Source organism: Pseudomonas sp. TWR1-1-3 (genome assembly GCF_049896805.1).
Classification (GTDB): Bacteria; Pseudomonadota; Gammaproteobacteria; order Pseudomonadales; family Pseudomonadaceae; genus Aquipseudomonas; species Aquipseudomonas bubulae.
The window spans coordinates 52,731-78,655 of the sequence record NZ_JAFCUZ010000003.1; the positions used below are offsets into that span (position 1 = coordinate 52,731).

The following is a 25,925-nucleotide window of genomic DNA, read 5'->3' on the forward strand; positions in this document are numbered from 1 at the left end:
CGTCATATTGACTAAATAAAAGTCATAACGACGACAGTTTGCGTCTTATTTACGTGTTCTGCGCTGCCTATCATGGTGCCTGTCTTTTTCTATACTCAAGGTAAAGCTTGGGTCGCCAGCAAGGTCAGCCATGAACAAGAATAATCGTCACCCTGTCGACGGTAAAAAACCCGTCACCATCTTCGGCCCGGACTTCCCGTTTGCCTTCGATGACTGGATCGAACACCCCGCTGGCCTGGGCAGTATTCCCACACATAAACTTGGCGCTGAGGTAGCGATTGTCGGTGCTGGCATGGCCGGGATGGTGGCGGCCTACGAGTTGATGAAGCTGGGCCTCAAACCCGTGGTATATGAAGCCTCGAAAATGGGTGGGCGCCTGCGCTCGCAAGCCTTTGAGGGCAGTGAAGGGGTGATTGCCGAGCTCGGCGGCATGCGCTTTCCGGTGTCTTCAACAGCGTTTTACCACTATGTCGACAAGCTGGGGCTGGAGACCAAACCCTTCCCCAACCCGCTGACCCCAGCTTCCGGCAGTACGGTTATCGACCTCGAAGGCCAAACCTTCTACGCACAAAAACTGGCGGATCTGCCTGCCCTGTTTCAGGAAGTGGCCGACGCCTGGGCCGATGCGCTGGAGGAAGGTTCGCGCTTTGGCGATATTCAGCAAGCCATCCGTGACCGCGACGTCCCTCGCCTCAAAGAACTGTGGAACACGCTGGTTCCTCTGTGGGACGACCGCACGTTCTACGACTTCGTCGCGACCTCCAAGGCCTTTGCCAAACTGTCATTCCAGCACCGCGAAGTGTTTGGCCAGGTGGGTTTCGGTACTGGCGGATGGGATTCGGACTTCCCCAACTCGATGCTGGAAATCTTCCGGGTGGTGATGACCAACTGCGACGACCATCAGCATCTGGTCGTTGGCGGTGTCGAGCAAGTGCCACTGGGAATCTGGCGCCACGCCCCCGAACGCTGTGCCCATTGGCCTACAGGCACCAGCCTGAGTTCGCTGCACAACGGCGCGCCTCGCACCGGGGTCAAGGCGATCTCACGCACACAGGATGGGATGTTTTCCGTCACTGACATTCTCGGTGTCACACGCCCCTACGAAGCCGTGCTGGTCACATGTCAAAGCTGGCTACTGACCACCCAGATCGAATGCGAAGAGTCGCTGTTCTCACAGAAACTGTGGATGGCCCTTGACCGTACGCGCTACATGCAATCATCGAAAACCTTTGTCATGGTCGACCGCCCGTTCTGGAAGGACAAAGACCCGGAAACCGGCCGCGACCTGATGAGCATGACCCTCACCGATCGCCTGACCCGTGGCACCTACCTGTTCGACAACGGCGACGACAAGCCGGGGGTGATATGCCTGTCGTACTCGTGGATGAGCGATGCGCTGAAAATGCTCCCGCACCCTGTGGAAAAGCGCGTGAAGCTGGCCCTCGACTCGCTGAAAAAGATTTATCCGAAGGTGGATATCGCCAGCCGCATCATCGGCGACCCGATCACCATTTCATGGGAGGCAGACCCGCATTTCCTGGGCGCCTTCAAGGGTGCACTGCCGGGGCATTACCGCTACAACCAGCGTATGTATGCGCACTTCATGCAACAGGACATGCCCGCAGAACAACGCGGGATCTTTATTGCCGGCGATGACGTGTCGTGGACCCCGGCCTGGGTTGAGGGCGCGGTGCAGACTTCATTGAACGCGGTCTGGGGCATCATGCATCACTTTGGCGGCAGCACCCATGCGGCCAACCCGGGGCCGGGAGATGTGTTCCACGACATTGGCCCGATTGCGCTGCCGGATTGACCCCGCAGGGTGAATTGATTCCAGTGGGAGCGGGCTTGCTCGCGATTCAGGCAACGCGGTGCATCAGGCATATCGGGTGGATGCCATCGCGAGCACGCCCGCTCCCACACCAACAGTCAACACCAGGAGAACCCCATGCGCATTGCCCTTTACCAATGCCCGCCTCTGCCCTTGGATGTTGCGGGCAATCTGCAGCGTTTGCGTGAAACAGCCCAGCAAGCCGATAACATTGACCTGCTGGTGTTGCCCGAAATGTTCCTCACCGGCTACAACATCGGCGCGCAAGCCGTAGCCGAACTCGCACAAGCCCACGACGGCGACGCCGCACAGCAAATTGCCAAACTGGCCAAAGCCACGGGCATGGCCATTGTGTACGGCTACCCCGAGCGCGGGGCAGACGGACATATCTACAACAGTGCACAGTTGATCGACGCACACGGCAAAAGTCTGTGCAACTACCGCAAGACTCACCTGTTCGGCGAACTCGATCACTCGATGTTCAGCCAGGGCCCCGACTCATTCCCGGTCATTGAACTCAACGGCTGGAAGCTCGGCCTGCTGATCTGCTACGACCTCGAGTTTCCGGAAAACACCCGCAGGCTGGCCTTGGCCGGAGCTGAAGTGATTGTGGTACCCACCGCGAATATGGTGCCCTTCGAGTTCATCGCCGATGTCACCGTGCGTTGCCGCGCTTTCGAAAACCACTGCTATGTAGCCTACGCCAACTACTGTGGCCATGAAGGCGAGATCCATTACTGCGGCCAAAGCAGCATCGCCGCACCCAACGGCAAGCAGATTGCCCTGGCCGAACAGGATGAGACCCTGCTGGTGGCAACGTTGCAACGCCAACAGCTGACTGATGCAAAAACCGGCAACTTTTACCTCGCAGACCGTCGGCCCGAGCTATATGGCGAGCTGAGCAAGGGCTAAATCCGCTAGCATGAGCGCTTCTCTGTTCCGGAAGTGCCCATGCCTGCGCTGAACCACCCTCACACCCAACGTCTGACCCTTGAAAACGGCCTGACCCTCTGCGTGCGCCACGAGCCGCGCCTCAAGCGCTGCGCGGCCGTTTTAAGGGTCGCCGCAGGCAGCCATGATGTGCCTGCGGCCTGGCCGGGCCTGGCGCACTTCCTTGAACACTTGCTGTTTCTGGGCACCGCACGCTTCCCAGCGGCAGACAACCTGATGGCCTGGGTACAGCGCCACGGCGGTCAGGTCAATGCCAGAACCTGCGAGCGACATACCGACTTCTTTTTCGAACTGCCAATGGGTGCTTTCGAAGGGGGTCTTGAACGCTTGTGCGACATGCTCGCCCATCCGCGCATGACTCTGCCTGACCAACTGCGCGAACGTGAAGTGCTACATGCCGAATTTATTGCCTGGGCCCGTGAGCCTTCGGCACAGCGTGAGATCAAACTGTTCCAGCCATTGAACCCGGCCCATCCACTGCGCGCATTCCATGCCGGTAACCGTTATAGCCTGCCAGTACCTCGCGCGGGTTTTCAGCAAGCCCTGAAAGGTTTCTACCAGACCTTTTATCAGGCCGGACAAATGACCTTGAGCCTGAGCGGCCCGTCGGCAATCCGTGAACTGAGCACCCTGGCCGAGCGCTGCAGCGCTGTGTTGCGCCCCGGCAAAGCCGTGCAACAGGCCGATGCACCCGCCTTGATGACCGGTCAGCAGCGACATTATCAACACATTGACGGCTCGCGCCTGAGCCTGATGTTTGCCCTGGAACAGCTGCCGCCGGAGTCTGACAAGGCGCTGGAGTTCCTGTGCAACTGGATCAATGCCGACAAAGCCGGCGGTCTGTTCGCACAGTTACGCCAGCAGCAACTGATCGACACCCTTAAGGCCACGTCGCTCTACTGTTTCAAAGACCAGGCACTGCTACAGATTGAGTTCACTGCAACCAACGCCATTGCCCAACATGCCACGCTAATCAGTGACACCTTCCATGACTGGCTGGGGTTCTTCCGCGCACAACAGGACTGGCCTGCGTTACGTGAAGAGTTCTGTCTGCTGCAACAACGCCAGCAAGACATCAGTGGCGCACTGGAGCTTGCTCGAAGTGACTGCAAGCAACATGTGCCCGGCTTATCGGATCAAGGCGTAACAACCCTCAAGGTCGTGCTGGGGCAGCTGCAGCCAGGGGCAATGCAGTTATCGCACCATGCCTGGCAACTGCCAGCGCCCAATCCATTTCTGCAAGCAGCGAAGGAGCCGGTGAGTGCCGGCCTGATTCGCGGGCAAACCAGCGCTCACCGTGGTTTGCGCACCTTTGCCCAGGATCGTTTGCGCAGTCGCCGCGACGTGTCTGCCATGAGTTTCAGCACGGCAATACCCAACCTCAGCGGCGAAGCAGCGATTTACCTGCGCTGGCGTTTGCCCGCTACATCTGCCGACAACCCGATGCCTGCGCTGCAGAACAGCCTGCGCCCGTTGATCCAGGATGCTCGTGACGCTGGTGTCGAACTTTCGCTCAACGCTTTGGGCAATGACTGGCTGCTGAAGATGTACGGTTACCACGAGCCGATGCCCGCCATTCTGGAAAGCGCCCTGCGTACGCTCGCCAGCCCGTGCACCGGGCTATCAGCCGGCACGCCCCCTGAGGCGACGTTGATGCCCATTCGCCAACTGCTCAAGCGCCTGCCCGAACTGTGCCCGCCCGCTGGCGCAAGTGACGGGGCCCACAATTGGTCAGAAACACGCTGGGACGGGCTGGCAGTCGGCCTGCCATCTGCCACACAGGCCTTGATTGGCCCCGTGCTGAACAAGGTGCCTGGTACCCCGGATGCGCAACTGACGCTTCAGTCCGGGCATCCTGTCGAGCGCCATTGGCACACAGTACCCTGTGATTCCAGCGAACACGCACTGCTGCTGTTTTGCCCGGCCGCCGAGGCCACAGTGGCGGGCGAAGCTGCCTGGCGTCTGCTTGCCCAAGTGGCGCAAACCCCTTTCTATCAACGCCTGCGGGTTGAACTGCAATTGGGATACGCGGTGTTCAGTGGCTTGCGCCAAATCAATGGCCAAACCGGCCTGCTGTTTGGTGTGCAATCGCCCCACGCGAGCACGGCACAAATCTTTGAGCACATCCGTAACTTCCTCGTAGATTTGCCAAATCTGGTCTCGGCACTGGATGAAACATCTTTCACCCAGGCCCGCGCCGCCCTGGCACAGCAATTCTCAAGTGAGGCCCTGGGCGTGTCACAGGCCAGCGAATTGCTATGGCAAAGCAAGCTGGCAGGCCACCCGTCGGATTACCTGGCAGCCCTCTACACTGCGCTTATGGCGCTGGATCAAAACACTACACTCAAGGCTGCACTGCAAACCACACAACCTGACAGCCGCTGGTTATGTGTGGCTACCGGTCCTGTAACTGAAACGTTTTATCCAGGAAGAAGCTGATAATTACCAACCCTGCAAAGGGCTTTCTTCGACATTGGGCGTTCAAAAAGCGTCAAATTTAGTAACATAGCCACCTAAGCTTTTGAACATCTCCTTCGGGAGCTGGACTAATCAAGAGACACTACTCACCCACCCGCTGAAGGAGTCATGTTATGGCTTGGACTAAACCTGCTTACACCGACCTGCGTATTGGCTTTGAAGTCACCATGTACTTCGCTAGCCGTTGATCTGCTTCTTCACTGAGCAGAGCAACCCAACGCCTCGGTTCGCCGGGGCGTTTTTATTTCCAGATTTGCAAGAGAACACGCCATGTTTGTCCAGATTCTAGGTTCCGCCGCTGGCGGTGGTTTCCCGCAGTGGAACTGCAACTGCGTCAACTGCGCGGGTTTTCGTGATGGTTCGTTAAACGCCAAGGCACGTACCCAATCGTCGATTGCGATCTCCGACGACGGCGTGAACTGGGTGCTGTGCAACACCTCGCCCGACATTCGCGCGCAACTCCAGGACTTCGCCCCGATGCAACCGGGCCGTGCCCTGCGTGATACCGGGATCAGCGCCATCATTCTGATGGACAGCCAGATCGACCACACCACCGGCCTGCTGAGCCTGCGCGAAGGCTGCCCCCACGAAGTCTGGTGCACTGACATGGTCCACGAAGACCTGAGCACCGGTTTCCCGCTGTTCACCATGCTCAAGCACTGGAATGGTGGCCTGAACTGGAACCGCATCGAGCTGGAAGGTTCGTTCACCATCCCGGCCTGCCCCAACCTGCGTTTCAGCCCGCTGCCCCTGCGCAGTGCCGCGCCGCCGTATTCGCCGCATCGCTTCGACCCGCACCCGGGCGACAATATCGGCCTGATCGTTGAAGACCTGCGCACCGGCGGTAAATTGTTCTATGCCCCAGGCCTGGGCAAGGTTGACGCGCCGTTGCTGGAAATCATGGCGGGCAGTGACTGCCTGCTGGTGGATGGCACCATGTGGGACGACGACGAAATGCAGCGCCGCGGCGTAGGCACCCGTACCGGCCGGGAAATGGGCCATCTGGCGCAAAACGGCCCCGGTGGCATGCTCGAAGTGCTTGAGCAACTGCCCGAGCAGCGCAAAGTGCTTATCCACATCAACAACACCAACCCGATTCTCGACGAAGACTCCGCCGAGCGTGCCGAACTGGTACGCCGGGGGGTTGAAGTGGCCTTTGATGGCATGAGCATCGAATTGTAAAAGCTGAATCTGTAGCAGCTGCCGAACGCAGCCTTCGGCAGCTGCTACAAAGGCATCACATTTTTTTGGAGGCACCAGATGACCCAAGCCCCACTCTCTACCGCCGAATTCGAGGCCGCCCTGCGGGCCAAAGGCGCGTATTACCACATCTACCACCCCTATCAGGTGGCAATGTACGAAGGCCGCGCGACTCGCGAGCAGATCCAGGGCTGGGTCGCCAACCGTTACTACTACCAGGTCAATATCCCGCTTAAGGATGCCGCGATCCTGGCCAACTGCCCTGACCGTGAAGTGCGCCGCGAGTGGATTCAACGCATGATCGACCACGACGGCGCGCCCGGTGAAGACGGCGGCATCGAAGCCTGGCTGCGCCTCGGTCAAGCGGTTGGCCTGGACCCGGATCAACTGCGCTCTCAAGAGCTGGTCCTGCCCGGCGTTCGTTTTGCCGTGGATGCCTACGTCAACTTCGCCCGCCGCGCTACATGGGAAGAAGCCGCCAGCAGCTCGCTGACCGAAATGTTTGCGCCGCAAATCCATCAGTCGCGCCTGGACAGCTGGCCCCAGCATTACCCGTGGATCGACCCCGCCGGCTACGAATACTTCCGCACCCGGTTGGGCCAGGCCCGACGCGACGTGGAGCACGGGCTGGCAATCACCCTGCAGCACTACACTACTTATGAAGGCCAGCAGCGCATGCTGGAAATCCTGCAGTTCAAACTCGATATCCTGTGGAGCATGCTCGATGCCATGACCATGGCCTACGAGCTGGACCGCCCGCCCTATCACAGCGTGACCAGCCAACGTGTCTGGCACAAAGGAATCACCCTATGAGCTTCGATCGCAGCAAAATCCCGACCTGGCGCACCGGCTATCGTTACCAGTACGAGCCCGCGCAAAAAGGCCATGTGTTGCTGTACCCCGAAGGCATGATCAAGCTCAATGACAGCGCGGCCCTGATCGGCGGCCTGATCGACGGCCAGCGCGACGTCGCGGCCATTATTGGCGAACTGGACAAACAGTTCCCCGGCGTACCCGAGCTCGGCGCAGATATCGAGCAATTTATGGAGGTCGCTCGTGCAGAGCACTGGATCGAACTTGCCTGACAGCCGTATCCCGCCCAAGCCTGAAGTCGGCCTGCCGCTGTGGCTGCTGGCTGAATTGACCTACCGCTGCCCGTTACAATGTCCGTATTGCTCCAACCCGCTGGACTTCGCCCAGCAGGGCAAAGAACTGAGCACCGAACAGTGGATCAAGGTGTTTCGCGAGGCGCGGGAGATGGGTGCAGCGCAACTGGGGTTCTCCGGTGGCGAGCCACTGGTGCGCCAGGATCTGGCCGAGTTGATTGGCGAAGCGCGCAAGCTGGGTTTCTATACCAACTTGATCACCTCGGGCATCGGCCTGACCGAGCAAAAGATCAGCGACTTCAAAAAAGCCGGGCTGGACCATATCCAGATCAGCTTCCAGGCCAGCGACGAGCAGGTCAACAACCTGCTGGCCGGCTCGAAAAAGGCCTTCGCGCAAAAGCTCGAAATGGCCAGGGCCGTCAAGGCCCACGGCTACCCGATGGTGCTGAACTTCGTCACCCATCGGCACAACATCGACAAAATCGACCGCATCATCGAGCTGTGCATCGCCCTTGAAGCCGACTTTGTTGAGCTGGCCACCTGTCAGTTCTACGGCTGGGCCCAGCTCAACCGTGTCGGCCTGCTGCCGACCAAGGAGCAACTGGTACGGGCTGAGCGCATCACCAACGAATACCGGGCCAAACTGGAAGCAGAGGGTCACCCCTGCAAGCTGATCTTCGTGACGCCGGACTATTACGAAGAACGCCCAAAAGCCTGCATGAACGGCTGGGGCAGCATCTTTTTGACCGTCACACCTGACGGCACGGCCCTGCCGTGTCATGGTGCCCGACAAATGCCGGTCGAGTTCCCCAATGTGCGTGACCACAGCATGCAGCACATCTGGTACGACTCGTTTGGCTTCAACCGTTTTCGTGGTTATGACTGGATGCCCGAGCCCTGCCGCTCGTGCGACGAGAAAGAAAAGGACTTCGGCGGCTGCCGTTGCCAGGCCTTTATGCTCACCGGGGACGCCAGCAATGCGGACCCGGTGTGCAGCAAATCGCCCCAACACAACCTGATTCTCAAGGCGCGCGAAGAAGCCGAGCACGCCACCCAGACCATCGAACAATTGGCCTTCCGAAATGAACGAAACTCACGTCTTATCGCCAAAAGCTGAGCCCTTCAGCGCCGCACTCGCCGTAGCCGCCGGGGTTGATTTCGCAGAATTGCGAGTCGGCCCTCAAGGCCTGTTCTGGAACGAATATCGTCCACAGGATGCGGCCTCGCGCATCTGGCACTGGCGCGATGGCCAGGCCCACTGCCTGACGCCCGCCGGTTTCAGCGCACGCAGCCGGGTCTATGAGTACGGCGGTGGCGGGTTTTGCCTGAGCGATAACGCCGTGGTGTTCGTCAACGAAACCGATCAGCAGCTGTATCTGCAACCTCTGGAAGGTAGCGCCCCGCAGGCACTGACCCAGGGTGAATGCCGCTACGGCGGCGTGCAGTTTGCCGGCGGGCAGGTGCTGGCAGTCGAAGAAACCGGCGACCAACACCGACTGGTAAGCATCGACCTGGACACCCTTGAACGTCAGATCCTGGCTGAAGGTGCCGACTTCTACGGCGCACCGGCGCTGAGCCCTGACGGCCAGCGCCTGGCCTGGGTCGAATGGAGCCGCCCACACCAACCGTGGACCTCTACCCGTCTGATGCTGGCCGAAGGCCAAACCGCCGGGCGCTGGAACACCGCGCAGTGCCTGGCCGGTGATCTTGATGAGGAATCGCTGCAACAGCCGCGTTTCGACGAACATAACCGGCTCCATTGCCTGACCGACCGCGCAGGTTTCTGGCAGCCCTGGGCCGAGTCTGGCGAAGGCCTGGTACCCGCGCCCAGCGCGCGCGCCGATCACGCCCCGGCCCCTTGGCAACTGGGCACCAGCACCTTTGTGCCACTGGGAGAGCAGGCCTATCTGGCCAGTTGGACCGAGGACGGCTTCGGGCGACTGGGCATCCGCACAGCTGACGGCAACCTCGAAGACTTCACCGGTGACTACAGCCATTTTCGCAGCCTGGCATTGGATGAGGCATTTATCTACTGCATCGCAGCATCGCCGATACGCCCTTCAGCCGTGATCCGTATCTGCCGTGCCGAGCATAAGGTCGAGGTACTGGCGGGTGGCATTGCACCGCTGCCCCCCGAACGTATCAGCCGCCCGAGAACTCTGCGTTATCCCTCTGGAACGGGCCATGCCCACGGTTTTTTCTACCCGGCTATGAACGGCGAAAAAAAACCGCCCCTGCTGGTATTTATCCACGGCGGTCCGACTTCGGCCTGTTACCCGATGCTCGACCCGCGCATTCAATACTGGACCCAGCGCGGCTTTGCCGTGGCTGACCTCAACTATCGCGGCAGCACCGGCTATGGCCGTGAGTATCGTCAAGCCTTGCATTTGAATTGGGGCGTGGTGGATGTCGAAGATGCCTGCGCGGTGGTCAGTTATCTCACCGAACAAGATCTGATTGCTCCCCGCCGTGCGTTTATTCGTGGCGGCAGCGCGGGGGGTTACACCACCTTGTGCGCGCTGGCATTCCATAAAGTGTTCCGGGCGGGTGCCAGCCTGTACGGGGTCAGCGACCCGATTGCGCTGACGCGGTCCACCCACAAGTTTGAAGGTGACTACCTTGACTGGCTGATTGGCGATCCGGAGCGCGACGCTGAACGCTATGCAGCGCGCACTCCGTTGCTGTACGCCAACCAGATCAGCGTGCCGGTTATTTTCTTCCAGGGTGAGCTGGACGCTGTAGTGGTGCCGCAACAAACCCGCGACATGCTCCAGGCCCTGCAATACAACGGCATCCCGGCCCAGGCCCATTACTACCCGGACGAACGCCACGGCTTTCGCAAGGCCAGTAACCAGGCCCATGCACTGGAACAGGAATGGTTGTTTTATAGCCAGGTGATGCAGGCCGATACATAACTGTAGTCGCTGCCTGTTTACCGCTTGGCGATAATCCACACCGCATGCACGATGCCCGGGATATAGCCGCACAGGGTCAGCAGAATATTCAGCCAGAACGCACCGGCAAAACCCACCTGCATAAACACACCCAGCGGTGGAAGCAGAATGGCAAAGATGATTTTAATAAGATCCATATGCGCAGCTCCCTGATAGTGGCGGGCCAGAAATGGCCCTGCTTCTAATCGACTCCAGGCGCAAGCCAAAGGTTCAGACTGAACTTATCCACAGACAAAAAAAACGCCCCGTACCGAAGAAATCAGGCACGGGGCGATGCGTTATACCGCGAGACGGTTCTTTAAATTCTGTGTAACGGCTGCAATCAGACGGCAACCCCGCGACGGCACTGCAATTGCGCCGTTCGAACCCGGGAAAACGCCCGGGCCAGACGCAGCAGCATTTCATCGATATTGCCCTTGCTCACACACAGGGCCGGGGTAAAACGCAGGCAGTCGGGCTGCGGGGCGCTGATCAGCAAGCCCTCATACAACGCCGCCTTGACCACAGCGTCTGCCGAGTTATCCGACAAGGTCAGACCCCAAAGCAGACCCTGGCCGCGTAATTCGCCCTGTGCATAACTATTTGCCAACCTGCCCAGCCCCTCGCGCAGGTGTTGCCCCGCGTCGCGAACCTGCTGCAGAAAGCCCTTGTCCAGCACGGTATCCAGCACCGCCAACCCCGCTGCGCTCATCAAGGCATTGCCATGATGGGTACCGCCCAGCTCGCCGGGCTCCAGGCAACAGGCCTTGCCCCGAGCCAGCAATGCGGCCACTGGTACACCGCCGCCCAGGCCCTTGCCTAACGTAATGATGTCGGCGCGAATGGCGTAATTCTGTTCTGCCAGCAAGGTGCCGCAACGCCCCACGCCGGTCTGCACTTCATCCAGGATCAGCAAAATGCCCAGCTCGCGACACAAGCGCTCAACACCCTTGAGGTAGTGCTCAGTCGCAGGAATCACCCCGGCTTCGCTTTGTACCGGCTCCAGCATTATGGCCACGGTCTGCGCATCGACTGCCGCATGCAGCGCCGGCAAATCGTTGAACGGCACATTGATAAAACCCGGCAACTGCGGCTCGAAGCGGTTATCCACAGAAGCGCCGCCCGAAGCCGACATCGCGCCGAAGCTGCGACCGTGGCAGCTGCGGCTGGCCGTGATGATCCGATGGGCGCCACCGCGATGCAGCTGGCCCCATTTACGCGCCAGCTTGATCGCACCTTCATTGGCCTCAGCGCCGGTGTTGAGCAAATGCACCTGATCACTACCGGTGCTTTCACACAAGCGCTGCGCCAGGTTCAACATCCCGCGGTTTAAAAAACCTGCACCCGGGTTTAGCAACGATTGCGCCTGCTCGGTCATTGCCTTGACCAGCACCGCCGGGCTGTGGCCCAGGCTGTTGGCCGCACTGCCCTGGGTAAAATCCAGATACGCACGGCTGTCGCTGTCCCACATCCATGAGCCCTGGCCGCGCACAAACACTTGGGCTTCACGCTCAACGCAGGGCATCAGGCAGTCTCGGGACGGGTGGTTGCCAGCTTTGGATGGCGCAGAGTGGGCGGCCATTTCTTCGAGGCTGGGGGAATGGCGACGCAGGTTAAACAGGTTCATGCACGCGGACCTTGTGACCATAAACAGATTCGATTTGCAACCGCCGACGCTTCATGGGAAAGGTAAACCTCTGCTCGGGTTTATTGTCCTGCCTATGTAAAACGCCGTTGCCTATCAGCATCTCTGGCTCGATGAGCCTTGTGGAATGGGCGTAGACTAGGCGCCGGCAGGCCGTTGAGCCATTTCGTTTTTTAAGCATTTTCGATAAGTATTACTTATGGATTTCAAGCAACTGCGTTATTTCGTCGCGGTCTATGAAGAAGGCCATGTGGGCCGTGCCGCCGAGCGGCTTTGCATCTCGCAGCCAGCCCTCTCCCAGCAGATCCGTCAGCTCGAACACAACCTTGATGTGAGCCTGTTCGAGCGCAGCAGCAAGCGCCTGCTGCCTACTTTGGCAGCACACACGCTGTACAACCACGCGCTGCCCTTGCTCGACGGATTGCAGCGGGCCAAAGAGGCTCTGCACAACTTTCAGGGCCAGGCCCTGCGCACCATTGCCATCGGTGTATTGCAAACTGTGCATACCAGCCTGGTGCCGCAGATGCTGGAGCGTGTACGTCAGGCCCAACCCCATTTGGTGGTACAGATCTACGAGCTCACGGGCATAGAGATCGAACGGCGCCTGCTGAATGGTTCACTCGACATTGGCATCAGTTACCTGCCGCCACGCCAGCCTGGGCTGCACGCCATGATGCTTTACGAAGACGAACTGCAACTGGTGATCCCGGCGGATCATCCGTTGCGCGAATTCAAGAAAGTGTCCTTGAGCCAGGCGGCAGAGCTGCCGATGTTGCTGCTGGGGGAGGAGTTTCAGGTGCGCCAGATCTGGCAAGCCCAGCTTGCCAATCTGGGCCGTCGCCCGCAGGTGCAGGCCGAGCTCAACACCATGGCGGGGATCCTCGACAGCCTGCCCCATAGCAAGCTGGCCACAGTCTTGCCGGGGCGCTCGCGCCATCAGCACGATGACAAGGCGCTGCTGTGGAAGCCGCTGAGCGAGCCACGGGTGCCGCTGCAAGTCGGGCTGGTGTGTCGCGATGTGCAACGCCAGCAAGCCACTTTGGGACTGTTGCGCACGTTGCTTGAAGATGTGATGCAGGGCGATGAAGGGGCTTTGTAGCTGACCACCTTGTGGGAGCTGGGAAATCGAGAAAATTCTGACGCACAAAAAAGAAAACCCCGCCGAGGCGGGGTTTTGCAGACTGTTTCCCTGACATCCTTTTCACTCCGCCATCCTGGCAGAATCCTACGTGTCCGTGTTGTTGCTTTGAGCTTCCTGCTCTACGTCCATGGAAAGTAGATTACCCCTGGATCCAATCTGCCGATATGGGAGATTGTCAGCATGTAATGTAAGCAAATGCTTACAAAACACTAAACAGGTTAAAAGTGTGCTTCGTCCAGCAGGTAAAGCGACTCGCTGCCCGCCTTGACCGACGCGCTCAGCGAGTGGATACGCGGCAGCAAACGGGCGAAATAGAAGCGTGCCGTGCCCAGCTTGCTGGCATAGAAGGCTTCATCGGCCTCTTTACCCAACGCGGCCCTGGCCATCAACGCCCACATGTACGCATACGTTGTGTAACCAAAAACCTGCAGGTACTCAACGGAGGCTGCGCCGATCTCGTTCGGGTTGTTTTGCGAACGGTCCAGTACCCAGGCTGTCAACTGGTCAAGTGTGTCCAAAGCCGCCGCCAGTGGCTGGGTAAACTCGTTCAGGTCGCTGTTGGCGGTGGCGATGAACTGACGGATTTCATCAGCAAACTGGCGGTAGTAAGCCCCGTGGTTGCCAACGATCTTGCGCCCCACCAGATCCAGCGCCTGGATACCGTTGGTGCCTTCGTAGATTTGCGTGATGCGCACATCACGCACCAACTGCTCCTGGCCCCACTCGCGAATATAGCCGTGGCCGCCGAACACCTGTTGGCCATGCACGGTGGTTTCCAGGCCCAGATCGGTCAGGAAGGCCTTGGCCACCGGGGTCAGCAAGGCCACCAGGCCATCGGCGCGCTCACGGGCTGCCGGGTCTTCACTGAACTTGGCGATATCCAGCTGGTTGGCAACATAAGTAGAGAAGGCCCGACCGCCTTCGTTCGAGGCCTTCATGGTCAGCAGCATGCGTCGGACGTCGGCGTGAACGATGATCGGGTCCGCCACTTTATCCTTGGCCACTGCGCCTGTTGCAGCGCGCCCCTGCAAGCGATCGCGGGCATATTCCACGGCGTTCTGATACGAACGCTCACCCGAAGCCAGGCCCTGGATGCCAACCCCCAGACGCTCATAGTTCATCATGGTGAACATGGCGGCCAAGCCACGGTTGGGCTCTCCCACCAGGTAGCCGACAGCTTCATCGAAGTTCATCACACAGGTGGCCGAAGCCTGAATACCCATCTTGTGCTCGATAGAGCCGCAGGTCACCGGGTTGCGCTCACCCAGGCTGCCATCAGCATTGACCATGAACTTGGGCACCAGAAACAGCGAGATGCCTTTAGGCCCCGCAGGCGCGTCCGGCAATTTGGCCAGTACCAGATGGATAATGTTTTCGGTCAGGTCGTGCTCACCACCGGTGATGAAAATCTTGGTGCCGCTGACTTTGTAGGAACCATCAACCTGAGGCTCGGCTTTTGTCCGAATAATCCCCAGATCAGTACCCGCATGGGGCTCGGTCAAACACATGGAACCCGCCCACACACCCGAGTACATATTCGGCAAATAGGTCGTTTTCAATGCTTCGCTGGCGTGCGCGTTGATCGACACACAGGCGCCGGCGGTCAACATCGGGTACAGGCCGAACGACAGGCTGGAGGAGTTGATCATCTCTTCGACCTGGGCCGACACAGCCTTGGGCATGCCCATGCCGCCGAACTGCGGGTCGCCGCCCACTCCCACCCAACCGCCTTCGGCGTAGGTGCGATAGGCATCGACAAAACCGGCCGGGGTGGTCACTGCACCATTGTCCCAGTGGCAGCCTTCCTCATCACCACTGCGGCTCAGCGGCGCGATGCTTTTCGCGGTGACCTTACCCGCTTCTTCGAGAATGGCTTCAACCGTTTCAGCATCTACGGTCTCTGCCAACGCAGGCAATTGCGCCCAGAGCTTGGCGACCTCAAAGACTTCATTGAGGACGAAGCGCATATCGCGCAGGGGCGCTTTGTAGTCAGCCATGGCAAACCTCGTAATCTGTAAACGGCGATTATTAATGTAGGACCCAGTCTAGCTTAACGACGATAGCGATACATAGGGTCATGCTGTGACTAATGTATATGTTTTGGTCGAGAGCATATCTGATGTGGGAGCGAGCCTGCTCGCGAGGGCTTTCGCGAGCAGGCTCGCTCCCACAGAAAGTTAAGGCGCACCAAAACTAAAAAAGCCGCCTCCCCCAAAAGGAGAAGCGGCTTTGCAAGATGACCCGCCGAGGCTTAGTAGCCCAGGTCGAAGTCTTCTTCTTTCATGTCCATCAGGTTGGCAGCGCCCGACAGCATGGTGGCAACGTGCGCGCGGGTGCGCGGCAGGATGCGCTGGAAGTAGAAGCGGGCCGTTTGCAGCTTGGCTTTGTAGAACGCTTCTTCGGACGTGCCGGCCGCCAGCTTTTCAGCTGCCAGGCGCGCCATGTCAGCCCAGAAGTAGGCCAGGCAGGCATAACCGGAATACATCAGGTAGTCGACCGAGGCCGCACCCACTTCTTCACGGTCTTTCATCGCGGCCATACCGACCTTCATGGTCAGCTCGCCCCATTCCTTGTTCAGCGCAGCCAGTGGCGTGACGAACTCGTTGAGTACGTCGTTGCCTTCGTTGCTCTGGCAGAACTTGTGCACGATCTTGGTGAAGCCCTTGAGCGCCTCGCCCTGGGTCATCAGCACTTTACGGCCCAGCAGGTCGAGTGCCTGGATGCCGGTGGTGCCTTCGTACAGCATCGAAATGCGGCTGTCGCGAACGTTCTGCTCCATGCCCCACTCGGCGATAAAGCCGTGGCCGCCGTAGATTTGCACGCCGTGGTTGGCGGACTCAAAACCGACTTCAGTCATAAAGGCTTTGGCGATCGGTGTCATGAAGGCCAGCAGTGCGTCAGCTTTCTTCTTCTCTTCTTCATCAACGCCGTATTTGACGATGTCGACTTGCTTGGCGGTGAAGTACACCATCGCACGGTTGCCTTCGGCGAATGCCTTGGTGGTCAACAGCATGCGACGTACGTCCGGGTGAACGATGATCGGGTCAGCCGCCTTTTCAGGCGCCTTCGGGCCGGTCAACGAACGCATCTGCAGACGGTCACGAGCGTATTTCAGGCCGCCCTGGAAGGCGATTTCAGCGTGGGACAGGCCTTGCAGCGCGGTGCCCAGACGTGCGGTGTTCATAAAGGTGAACATGCAGTTCAGGCCTTTGTTCGGCGGGCCGATCAGGTAGCCGGTGGCGCCGTCGAAGTTCATCACGCAGGTGGCGTTACCATGAATGCCCATTTTGTGCTCAAGCGAGCCACAGGACACGGCGTTGCGCTCACCGATGCTGCCATCGGCGTTGGCGTTGAACTTGGGCACGATAAACAGCGAAATGCCTTTGGTGCCAGCCGGTGCATCCGGCAGGCGAGCCAGCACGATGTGCACGATGTTATCGGCCATATCGTGTTCACCGGCCGAGATAAAGATCTTGGTGCCGGAAATTTTGTAGGAACCGTCAGCCTGAGGTTCAGCCTTGGTGCGCAGCAGGCCCAGGTCAGTACCGCAGTGCGATTCGGTCAGGCACATGGTGCCGGTCCATTCGCCGGTCACCAGCTTGGTCAGGTAGGTCTCTTGCTGCTCGGGGGTGCCGTGCTCGGAGATGGTGTTCATCGCACCATGGGACAGGCCAGGGTACATGCCCCACGACCAGTTGGCTGCACCGACCATTTCGCTCACGGCCAGACCCAGCGATTCCGGCAGGCCTTGACCACCGTGCTCTACGTCGTGAGCCAGGCTCGGCCAGCCGCCTTCAACGAATTGTTTGTAGGCTTCTTTGAAGCCTGTAGGGGTTTTAACCCCGGTTTCGCTCCAGGTGCAGCCTTCGATGTCACCCACGCGGTTCAGAGGTGCCAGCACCTGCTCACAAAACTTGGCGCCTTCTTCAAGAATGGCGTCAACCATATCTGGAGTGGCGTCCTGGCAAGCCGGCAGGCTCTGATAGTGCGCTTCGTAACCGAGCAGTTCGTCACGAACGAAGCGAATATCACGCAAGGGGGCCTTGTAGTCAGGCATAGCGATAAACCTCTGCTGATGAAACCGGGGATGAACAACCGCGTGGATTTGTTATGGCGGTCAAACAGGTGTTTGAAACATACGTTTACGCCTATTTATTGTCAAGCAGCGCGAAGCCGCCGTTCGTCTTGGGTCGGATTTGTCTGATCAAGGGAGGGGATATTTTTGGGGTGGGCTTGCTCGCAATACAGCCGGTTCGGACAGTCAGGCAGACCGAGGCGAGGCCATCGCGAGCAAGCCCGCTCCCACAGATTCAAGCGGTGTATCAGTCCAGCAAATCCAGTTGCAGGTATTCAGCCACGGACTGCGCCGACGCTGATTTGAGTTTAGGCACACGCCCAAGGCAAGGCGCGGGCAATCGCTCCGCCAGGGTGGCGAGGTTTTCTTCCAGGCGTGAGGTTTTCGGGCCAATGATATTGGCGACCCAGCCAGCCAGCTGCAGGCCATCACGGGCAATCGCCTCGGCGGTCAACAGTGCATGGCTGATACAGCCCAGACGCACGCCCACCACCAGGATTACCGGCAGGTCCAGCGCCTGTGCCAACTCCGACAAACTGTCCTGACCGGACAACGGCACGCGCCAGCCGCCGGCGCCTTCAATCAGGGTGAAGTCGGCCTTTTGACCCAGAATGTGCTGCATCGGCTCCAGCAGCGAGCGCACCGTCAGTACCACCCCGGCTTCACGCGCCGCGATATGCGGGGCGATGGCCGGCTCGAACGCCACCGGGTTGACCTCGTCATAACTCAACTTGATCGAGCTCTCGGCCATCAATGCCAGTGCGTCAGCATTGCGCAATCCCTGGGGAGTGACTTCACAACCCGAGGCAACCGGCTTGCCCGCGGCCGTACTCAGCCCGGCCGTGCGCGCGGCATACAGAAAACCTGCCGCCACCGTGGTTTTGCCTACATCTGTGTCCGTACCGGTGATGAAGTACGCTGGGCTCATCGCGCTTTCTCCAGAATGCCGTAGACCACCTGATAAGTCGCCGGTAACCCCAGCGGCTGACGAAACTGCTCGTAGGCGCCAACCAGCCCCTGAACCCGCGCCCTGCCGGTCAGCCCCTCAGGACGTCCCGGGTTGAGATTATGTGCACCGAGCGCTTTAAGCTCATGGGTCAGCTGGCGTACTTGCGGGTAGTGCAGCACATGCGGCTGATTCTGCAAGCCGAGCACCTGCAGACCGCTGTCGGCGCAAAGCTGCTGATAGGCCGTGAACTCACGAAAACGATTGACGTGAGCCTGGCCGTCGACTGCCCGCCAGCTATCACGCAGCTCATTCAAGGTGCCCACGCACAAACTGGTGAAGGCCAGGACCCCACCAGGTTTGAGCACACGCTGGGCCTCATTCAGCACCGCGCGAAAATCAGCACACCATTGCAGCGCCAGGCTGGAGAAAATCAGATCACAACTGTTTGCTTGCAGCGGCAGGCTTTCGGCATCGCCAGCGATAAAATGCTGTGCCCCGCCCAAAGGCCGGGCATACGCCAGCATGCCTTGGGCGATATCCAGTGCCACCCCCTGACTATGGGTAAAGCGCTGACCCAGCACGCGGCTGAAATAACCTGTGCCACTGCCCAGATCCAGCCAGCGCTGCGGGCTCAAATCCTGCGGTAAACGGGCCATCAGCTCATGGCCAACGTCACGCTGCAATTGGGCGACGCTGTCGTAACTGGCGGCCGCACGGGAAAACGAGACAGCCACTTGACGCTTGTTCGGCAAGCTGGCCGCAAGCATCGCAATACTCAAATCATTCATCGCCCGACTCGTGTAAAAAAGCCTGAATCGCCGCCGCCAGTTCGTGCGGGGCTTCCAGTAAAAATGCATGACAGGCCTGTTCAATCAGACCCACTTCGACATCGGGTAACAGCGCCAGCACATCACTTGCCGCCTGCTCCGGAACCAGCGCATCAAGCCCCGCGAACAGGTGCAATTGCGGCCCGTTGAAACGCTGCAAGGCTGCCCGCGTATCCAGCCTGCCGAGCAATTCAAGGCCGGCCGACAAGGCATCGGGCTGAGCATTGGGTGCGCCGGCCAGCAGCAGGCTGGCAAGCGCCCGCGGCTCATCCGAGCCCTGGCTGCAGAGCAGGCAAAAACGTTTGAGCGTGGTATTCGGCGCATCACCAAAACCGCTCAGGAACGGCTCGAACGTGGAGACAGGCATGGCGCCTGGCCAATCCGCGCGACTGACAAAGCTCGGGTTGCTGGCCAAGGTAACCAGCCCGCAGCAGCGATCGCCGCGACGCGCAGCCAGCTCGCTGGCAAGCATCCCGCCCAGCGACCATCCACCCAGCCAGACGTTGTCGGGCAGGGTCGCGTCGAGTTCATCGAGCCAGTCGTCAAGAGCGGTGGACAGCAGCACCGGTAGCGGTTCGATTTCGACCCGCAAGTGCTCGTCCAGCCCGCGCAAGGCCTCGGCCAGAGGCTCCAGAGGTGAAACCCCCAGGCCCCAGCCCGGCAGCAAAATCAAACGATCACGCATGAGCAGGCTCCAACGTACGCCAACAGTCGTCGAGTGCCGTTAACAATAGCTGTACCTGTGCTTCTGTGTGGGCGGCCGACAGTGTCACGCGCAAACGGGCGCTGCCTGCGGGGACAGTGGGCGGGCGAATTGCAGTCACCAGCAAGCCGCGTTCGCGCAGCCTCTGCGACAGGCGAATGGCTTGGCCACTGTCACCGATCATGATCGGCTGGATCGGCGTAAAGCTGTCCATCAACTGCAGGCCAATTTGCTCGGCACCAAGGCGAAACTGAGCAATCAACTTGTTCAAATGCTCACGGCGCCAATGCTCGGTGCGCAGCAGCTCAAGGCTTTTGAGCGTCGCACAGGCCAGCGCCGGAGGCTGGCTGGTGGTGTAGATGTAAGGTCGGGCGAACTGGATCAGGCTTTCGATCAGTTCTTCGCTGCCCGCGACAAATGCACCGCTGGTGCCAAATGCCTTGCCCAGCGTTCCGACCAGTACCGGCACATCGTCAGCACTCAGGCCAAAATGTTCGGCAATCCCGCCGCCATTGGCGCCCAACGGACCAAAACCGTGGGCATCGTCTACCATCAACCAGGCACCCTTGGCCCTGGTTTCACGGGCCAGAGCGGGGAGGTCGGCCAGATCGCCGTCCATGCTGAATACGCCATCGGTGACCACCAGCGTACTGCCGCTGGCTTTTTCCAGACGCTTGGCAAGGCTACTTGCATCGTTATGCAGGTAGCGGTTGAAGCGCGCCCCGCTCAACAAACCGGCATCCAGCAGGGAGGCATGGTTGAGGCGGTCTTCCAGCACCGTATCGCCTTGCCCGACCAACGCGGTGACGGCTCCCATGTTGGCCATGTATCCGTTACTGAACAGCAGCGCACGCGGGCGACCGGTGAACTCGGCCAGGGCCTCCTCCAGTGCGTGGTGCGGGGTGCTGTGACCGATGACCAGATGCGACGCACCGCCGCCTACGCCCCAGCGCGATGCTCCCGCTTGCCAGGCTTCAATCACTTGCGGGTGACTGGCCAGGCCCAGGTAGTCGTTATTGCAGAAGGCGAGCAGAGGCTTGCCATCGACCACCACCTGCGGCCCTTGCGGGCTTTCTAGCAGCGGGCGCTGGCGATACAGGTTATCGGCGCGGCGTGCGGCCAGCCGGGAGCGTAGATCGAATGACATGCTGACTATAATCCCTTGTAGCCGCTGGCGCAGGCTGCGATGGGCAGCGAAGCGGCCCCGGCTTCGGTATTGAAAGCGAAGGTCCTGCGGACCTTATCGCAGCCTGCGGCAACGACTACAGGCCTGCACGGTGGTTAAACCACAGCGTTATAGAACTGCTCGCTGGACTTCTGATCCCTAAGCGCGTGCTCTATCGCCGCCTGATGCACCTCGTCGGCGTGATCTTTACCCTCCTCCGGCAGAATGCCCAAACGGCTGAACAGCCGCATGTCCTTGTCTGCCTGCGGGTTGGCCGTGGTCAGCAGTTTGTCGCCGTAAAAGATAGAGTTGGCCCCGGCAAAGAACGCCAGCGCCTGCATTTGCTCGTTCATTGCCTCACGACCTGCGGACAGGCGTACATGGCTCAGAGGCATCATGATTCGCGCTACTGCCAGCATGCGGATGAAATCAAAGGGGTCGATGTCTTCGGCGTTCTCCATCGGTGTGCCGGCCACTTTCACCAGCATGTTGATGGGCACCGATTCCGGGTGCTCAGGCAGATTGGCCAGCTGGATCAGCAGGTTGGCGCGGTCGTCCAGCGACTCGCCCATGCCCAGGATGCCGCCGGAGCAGATTTTCATCCCGCTGTCGCGCACGTAACTCAGGGTTTGCAGGCGTTCGCTGTAAGTCCGCGTGGTGATGATGCTGGTGTAGAACTCGGGCGAGGTGTCGAGGTTGTGGTTGTAGTAGTCAAGACCGGCATGGGCCAGTGCAGCGGTCTGCTCCTGATCTAGCTTGCCCAGGGTCATGCAGGTTTCCAGGCCCATGGCCTTCACCCCTTTGACCATTTCCAGCACGTAGGGCATGTCTTTGGCCGAAGGGTGCTTCCAGGCTGCGCCCATGCAAAAACGGGTGGCACCGATGTCCTTGGCCCGCTGTGCTTCTTCAAGCACCTTCTGCACCTGCATCAGCTTCTCTTTGGCCAGGCCGGTGTTGTAGTGGCCCGACTGCGGACAATATTTGCAATCTTCCGGGCAGGCCCCGGTCTTGATCGATAACAGCGTCGAAACTTGAACCCGGTTGGCATTGAAATGCTTGCGGTGAACGGTCTGCGCCTCGAAAAGCAGGTCGTTGAAAGGCTGGGTGAACATCGCCCGGACTTCGGCTAATGACCAATCATGTCGCAAGTTGGCAAGGCTGCTGGCGCTCATCGGCGTTTCTCTTGTTTATGCTTTGACTAGAACCCGAGGCAAAAAACCCAGGCACGGCACGGATATCGGCATGTTTAAGGATGTGACATGAACTGTCAACCACTATGGATTCGATTGGTTTACAATTGGTTAATAAACAACCAGTCATGTTTGTTGTGTGACGAGCGCGCCCGTACAGAGCAGGCCCTGTGCGTCGCCTGCGAACTGGAACTGCCCTGGCTGGGTGACCGTTGCCAGCGCTGCGCTTTGCCGCTGCCCATGGCGGGGCTGGTTTGCGGCCATTGCATCAGACAGCCACCCGCCTTCGAACGAGTTCATGCTCCTTGGGTGTATGGCTTTCCGATCGACAGCCTGATCGTGCGCTTCAAGCACCACAGCAAATGGCCCTACGGCCGCCTTTTGGCCGAAATTCTTGGGCAATCACTGCTTGATAGCTTCAACATGGGTGAACCTCGACCTGACGCCCTGCTGCCGGTACCCCTGTCCACCAAACGCTTGCGTGAGCGTGGCTATAACCAGGCCGGGATGCTGGGGGATTGGCTCGGCAAGCAGTTGTGCATCCCCTGCCAGCCGCACTGGCTGCTGCGTTCGCGGAACACCGCTGCGCAACAGGATCTGGACGCCAAAACCCGCAAACGCAACCTGCGCCACGCATTCAGCCTCGCGCCAGGGGTGCAGGTGAATGGCTTGCATCTGGCCCTGATCGATGACGTGCTGACCACCGGCGCCACGGCAGAAAGCCTGGCGCGCCTGTTGCTCAAGGGTGGGGCGCGGCGGGTCGATGTGTATTGCCTGGCGCGCACGCCAAAACCCGATGGGCTTGCTTGACGTCTCCCCGTGGAGCAGGCACTTTTCGGGCACTCCCCGTCTTGCGAACCTGCCTTCATGCACCTGCCTGCCCTGCTTGCCCAGCATATTGTCCACCGCCCGCAACGTATTGCCCTGTTGCAACACATCGCCGAGCAGGGCTCGATCACGGCTGCCGCCAAAAGTGCGGGCATCAGCTACAAGGCTGCGTGGGATGCCATCGATGAGCTGAACAACCTGGCGCAAACCCCCTTGGTGCAGCGCAGCATTGGCGGCAAGGGCGGAGGCGGCGCCCGGTTGTCCGTGGCCGGTGAGCGGGTGCTGCGCCTTTATCAGCGCTTGCAGGCGTTACAGGCTCAGGTGCTGGACGCCGCCGAAGACGCCCGGGATCTCGACCTGCTCGGCCGCCTGATGTTGCGTACCAGCGCCCGTAACCAGTTGCACGGTACCGTGATTGCCATCCACAGGCATGGTCACAACGATCTGATTGACCTTGAGTTGCCCGGTGGCCTGACCTTGCAGGCGCAAATCACCCACGACAGCACCCAGCACCTGGAACTGGCGATCAATAGCCCGGCGGTGGCGCTGATCAAAGCGGGCTGGCTGCAGTTGATCGACGTCGCACAAGTGCCCAGCCCCGAACACAATCACCTGCACGGGCAGATCCAACAGATTCTGCACATCGCCGACGGCCCCAGTGAAGTGCGTATCAGCCTGCCTGGCGGCCAGACGCTGTGTGCGCTGACCGAACCGCAACACCTTGAAACACTTGGACTGGCCGTGGGCAGTACGGCACAGGTGCAGTTTGCGCCGACGCTGGTGTTGCTGGGCACAGCGCTCTAAACCGCTGCCCTCACCCCACCCTTCTCCAGGAGGGAGAGGGAGCTGACCGCATGCGCCTTCACCCCCCCCTAAACCAGTCCCCTCTCCCTATGGGAGAGGGGCTTTTCAAACAAAAACTGAAACATCCCTGTCATACCCGCTGCTTATGGTGTCTGCCAAAACCGTTGCCAGACGAGCCAGCCATGAGCCTATTAGAAGAAAACCAATCCACCGACCTTGAGCAGATCATCGGCCTGAGCCGTCGGGGCTTTATCAGTGCGGGCGCCTTGTGTGGTGCGGCGATGTTCCTCGGCGGCGGCCTGCTTGGTCGCAGCGCCCTGGCGGCCGGGGTCAGCGCCGCCAACAGCAACCTGCTGGGGTTCGACAGCATCAACGCAGCCACCACCGACACCATCAGCCTGCCGCCCGGCTACCGTTCCTCGGTGCTCATCAGCTGGGGTCAGCCGCTGCAGGCCAAAGGCCCGGCGTTTGACCCTTCCGGTAAAGGCACCGCCAGCGAGCAGGAAGTGCAATTTGGCGACAACAATGACGGCATGAGCCTGTTCGCCTTCCCCGATGACCCGAACCGGGCCCTCATGGCGATCAACAACGAATACACCAACTACCGCTACCTCTACCCTCACGGTGGCTCGCCCACTTCCCTTGAAGAAGTGCGCAAGGCCCTGGCCAGTGAAGGCGTGTCGGTGATCGAAATCCAGCGCAAGGGCGACAGCTGGCAGTTTGTTCAGGGCTCACCCTTTAACCGGCGCATCCACGGCAACACGCCGATCCGCCTCAGCGGTCCCGCGGCGGGCCACGAACTGCTGCGCACCCGGGCCGATGCCACCGGCAGCCGTGCCCTGGGCACGTTCCAGAACTGCGCCAACGGCAAAACCCCGTGGGGCACTTATCTGACGTGCGAAGAAAACTTCACTGATTGTTTCGGCAGCTCTGATGCCAAGCAAACCTTCGACACCGCGCAAAAGCGCTATGGTGCCGTGGCGGCCAGCAAGGATATCAACTGGCACCAACACGACCCGCGCTTCGACCTGGCACTCAACCCCAACGAACTCAACCGTCACGGCTGGGTAGTGGAAATCGACCCGTTCGACCCGCTTTCAACACCGGTCAAACGCACCGCCCTGGGCCGTTTCAAACACGAAAACGCCGCCCTGACCGAAACCGGCGACGGTCGTGCCGTGGTCTATATGGGCGACGATGAACGCGGCGAGTTCATCTACAAATTTATCAGCCGCGACAAGATCGACCACCAGAACCCCAAGGCCAATCGCGACCTGCTCGACCACGGCACGCTTTATGTGGCGCGCTTTGACAATGGCGACAGCAACCCTGATCGCCCCAAGGGCCAGGGCCAGTGGCTTGAACTGAGTCACGGCAAAAACGGCATTGATGCCGACCATGGTTTCGCCAGCCAGGCCGATACCCTGATCCATGCCCGCCTGGCAGGCAGCACAGTCGGCGCCACACGCATGGACCGCCCGGAATGGATAGTGGTCAGCCCCAAAGACGGCCAGGTTTATTGCACCCTGACCAACAACGTCAAACGTGGCGAGGATGGACAACCGGCTGGCGGACCCAACCCGCGTGAGAAAAACGTCTACGGACAAATCCTGCGCTGGAACGCCCATAAGGGTGATCACGGCTCGGACACCTTTGACTGGGACCTGTTCGTGGTGGCCGGCAACCCGGCAGTGCACGGCAAAACGGCCAAAGGTGGCTCGGCCAACATTACCCCGCAAAACATGTTCAACAGCCCCGACGGCCTGGGTTTCGACGACGCAGGGCGCTTGTGGATCCTCACCGACGGCGATGCCAGTAACAGCGGTGACTTTGCCGGCATGGGCAATAACCAGATGCTCTGCGCCGACCCGGCCAGCGGTGAAATCCGCCGCTTCATGGTCGGGCCGATTGGCTGTGAAGTCACCGGCATCAGCTTCTCGCCCGACCACAAAACCCTGTTCGTTGGTATTCAGCACCCCGGCGAAAACGGCGGATCCACCTTCCCCGAGCATCTGCCCAACGGCAAACCGCGTTCTTCGGTCATGGCCATCAGCCGTGAAGACGGCGGTATCGTCGGCGCCTGACCCTTTCGGTGTGGG

The 25,925-nt window shown here is 59.9% G+C and carries 22 protein-coding genes; 13 read left to right on the plus strand and 9 right to left on the minus strand.

Going from position 1 to position 25,925, the window contains the following annotated elements:
• Window positions 1-130: 130 nt before the first annotated feature.
• From ACP7BE_RS13055 to ACP7BE_RS13095, 9 genes are all read left to right on the plus strand, one after another.
• Window positions 131-1,813 (plus strand): flavin monoamine oxidase family protein, encoded by a 1,683-nt coding sequence (locus ACP7BE_RS13055; protein WP_094999922.1) that lies wholly within the window; start codon window positions 131-133, stop codon window positions 1,811-1,813.
• A gap of 135 nt (window positions 1,814-1,948) precedes the next feature.
• Window positions 1,949-2,743, plus strand: a complete 795-nt coding sequence (locus tag ACP7BE_RS13060; RefSeq protein WP_095025312.1) for a carbon-nitrogen hydrolase family protein — start codon at window positions 1,949-1,951, stop codon at window positions 2,741-2,743.
• A 39-nt stretch (window positions 2,744-2,782) separates the two neighbouring features.
• Window positions 2,783-5,221: a pyrroloquinoline quinone biosynthesis protein PqqF gene (pqqF, locus tag ACP7BE_RS13065; protein WP_426106120.1), complete on the plus strand. Its 2,439-nt coding sequence runs from the start codon at window positions 2,783-2,785 to the stop codon at window positions 5,219-5,221.
• 152 nt (window positions 5,222-5,373) lie between these two features.
• A complete protein-coding gene (pqqA, locus tag ACP7BE_RS13070; RefSeq protein WP_003444522.1) occupies window positions 5,374-5,448 on the plus strand; it encodes a pyrroloquinoline quinone precursor peptide PqqA in 75 nt (24 codons plus the stop codon).
• Between the two features lie 82 nt (window positions 5,449-5,530).
• Window positions 5,531-6,442 (plus strand): pyrroloquinoline quinone biosynthesis protein PqqB, encoded by a 912-nt coding sequence (pqqB, locus tag ACP7BE_RS13075; protein WP_048361138.1) that lies wholly within the window; start codon window positions 5,531-5,533, stop codon window positions 6,440-6,442.
• Between the two features lie 78 nt (window positions 6,443-6,520).
• Window positions 6,521-7,273, plus strand: a complete 753-nt coding sequence (pqqC, locus tag ACP7BE_RS13080) for a pyrroloquinoline-quinone synthase PqqC (RefSeq protein WP_016782463.1) — start codon at window positions 6,521-6,523, stop codon at window positions 7,271-7,273.
• On the plus strand, window positions 7,270-7,545 hold the full coding sequence (gene pqqD / locus ACP7BE_RS13085; RefSeq protein WP_094999919.1) for a pyrroloquinoline quinone biosynthesis peptide chaperone PqqD: 276 nt from the start codon (window positions 7,270-7,272) through the stop codon (window positions 7,543-7,545). Before pqqC ends, pqqD begins: the two co-directional genes overlap by 4 nt.
• Window positions 7,538-8,683, plus strand: coding sequence for a pyrroloquinoline quinone biosynthesis protein PqqE (gene pqqE / locus ACP7BE_RS13090; RefSeq protein WP_153327691.1), 1,146 nt, complete (start codon window positions 7,538-7,540; stop codon window positions 8,681-8,683). The genes pqqD and pqqE overlap by 8 nt, the downstream gene beginning before the upstream one ends.
• Window positions 8,649-10,481: a S9 family peptidase gene (locus ACP7BE_RS13095; protein ID WP_095019490.1), complete on the plus strand. Its 1,833-nt coding sequence runs from the start codon at window positions 8,649-8,651 to the stop codon at window positions 10,479-10,481. Before pqqE ends, ACP7BE_RS13095 begins: the two co-directional genes overlap by 35 nt.
• Before the next feature lie 17 nt (window positions 10,482-10,498).
• Here the strand turns inward: ACP7BE_RS13095 and ACP7BE_RS13100 are convergent, their stop codons facing one another.
• Both ACP7BE_RS13100 and ACP7BE_RS13105 read right to left on the minus strand, forming a co-directional pair.
• Window positions 10,499-10,657 carry a YqaE/Pmp3 family membrane protein gene (locus tag ACP7BE_RS13100; RefSeq protein WP_004419451.1) on the minus strand — a complete coding sequence of 53 codons (159 nt, stop codon included), beginning with the start codon at window positions 10,655-10,657 and terminating at the stop codon, window positions 10,499-10,501.
• Between the two features lie 185 nt (window positions 10,658-10,842).
• Window positions 10,843-12,126, minus strand: coding sequence for an aspartate aminotransferase family protein (locus tag ACP7BE_RS13105; RefSeq protein WP_095019489.1), 1,284 nt, complete (start codon window positions 12,124-12,126; stop codon window positions 10,843-10,845).
• A 217-nt stretch (window positions 12,127-12,343) separates the two neighbouring features.
• Here ACP7BE_RS13105 and ACP7BE_RS13110 point away from each other — a divergent pair, with 217 nt between their 5' ends.
• Entirely contained in the window at window positions 12,344-13,243 is a 900-nt protein-coding gene (locus ACP7BE_RS13110; protein ID WP_094999915.1) for a LysR family transcriptional regulator, read from the plus strand.
• A gap of 260 nt (window positions 13,244-13,503) precedes the next feature.
• On the opposite strand, the gene ACP7BE_RS13115 is transcribed toward ACP7BE_RS13110, so the two are convergent.
• The 7 genes from ACP7BE_RS13115 to bioB form a co-directional block, all read right to left on the minus strand.
• On the minus strand, window positions 13,504-15,282 hold the full coding sequence (locus ACP7BE_RS13115) for an acyl-CoA dehydrogenase C-terminal domain-containing protein (protein WP_094999914.1): 1,779 nt from the start codon (window positions 15,280-15,282) through the stop codon (window positions 13,504-13,506).
• Between the two features lie 254 nt (window positions 15,283-15,536).
• Window positions 15,537-17,342, minus strand: coding sequence for a phenylacyl-CoA dehydrogenase (locus ACP7BE_RS13120; RefSeq protein ID WP_094999913.1), 1,806 nt, complete (start codon window positions 17,340-17,342; stop codon window positions 15,537-15,539).
• Between the two features lie 265 nt (window positions 17,343-17,607).
• Window positions 17,608-18,288 carry a dethiobiotin synthase gene (gene bioD / locus ACP7BE_RS13125; protein WP_094999912.1) on the minus strand — a complete coding sequence of 227 codons (681 nt, stop codon included), beginning with the start codon at window positions 18,286-18,288 and terminating at the stop codon, window positions 17,608-17,610.
• Window positions 18,285-19,097, minus strand: a complete 813-nt coding sequence (bioC, locus tag ACP7BE_RS13130) for a malonyl-ACP O-methyltransferase BioC (protein ID WP_095019487.1) — start codon at window positions 19,095-19,097, stop codon at window positions 18,285-18,287. The genes bioD and bioC overlap by 4 nt, the downstream gene beginning before the upstream one ends.
• Window positions 19,090-19,821: an alpha/beta fold hydrolase gene (locus ACP7BE_RS13135; protein ID WP_094999910.1), complete on the minus strand. Its 732-nt coding sequence runs from the start codon at window positions 19,819-19,821 to the stop codon at window positions 19,090-19,092. The genes bioC and ACP7BE_RS13135 overlap by 8 nt, the downstream gene beginning before the upstream one ends.
• Window positions 19,814-20,986 (minus strand): 8-amino-7-oxononanoate synthase, encoded by a 1,173-nt coding sequence (gene bioF, locus ACP7BE_RS13140; RefSeq protein ID WP_095019486.1) that lies wholly within the window; start codon window positions 20,984-20,986, stop codon window positions 19,814-19,816. The genes ACP7BE_RS13135 and bioF overlap by 8 nt, the downstream gene beginning before the upstream one ends.
• A 134-nt stretch (window positions 20,987-21,120) precedes the next feature.
• Entirely contained in the window at window positions 21,121-22,176 is a 1,056-nt protein-coding gene (gene bioB / locus ACP7BE_RS13145) for a biotin synthase BioB (protein WP_094999908.1), read from the minus strand.
• Window positions 22,177-22,263: 87 nt separating this feature from the next.
• Here bioB and ACP7BE_RS13150 point away from each other — a divergent pair, with 87 nt between their 5' ends.
• The 3 genes from ACP7BE_RS13150 (at window position 22,264) to ACP7BE_RS13160 (ending at window position 25,910) form a co-directional block, all read left to right on the plus strand.
• Entirely contained in the window at window positions 22,264-23,004 is a 741-nt protein-coding gene (locus ACP7BE_RS13150) for a ComF family protein (protein WP_130872142.1), read from the plus strand.
• A gap of 57 nt (window positions 23,005-23,061) precedes the next feature.
• Window positions 23,062-23,826, plus strand: a complete 765-nt coding sequence (locus ACP7BE_RS13155) for a TOBE domain-containing protein (RefSeq protein ID WP_094999906.1) — start codon at window positions 23,062-23,064, stop codon at window positions 23,824-23,826.
• 182 nt (window positions 23,827-24,008) lie between these two features.
• Window positions 24,009-25,910 (plus strand): PhoX family protein, encoded by a 1,902-nt coding sequence (locus ACP7BE_RS13160; RefSeq protein ID WP_153399157.1) that lies wholly within the window; start codon window positions 24,009-24,011, stop codon window positions 25,908-25,910.
• Window positions 25,911-25,925 lie beyond the last annotated feature (15 nt).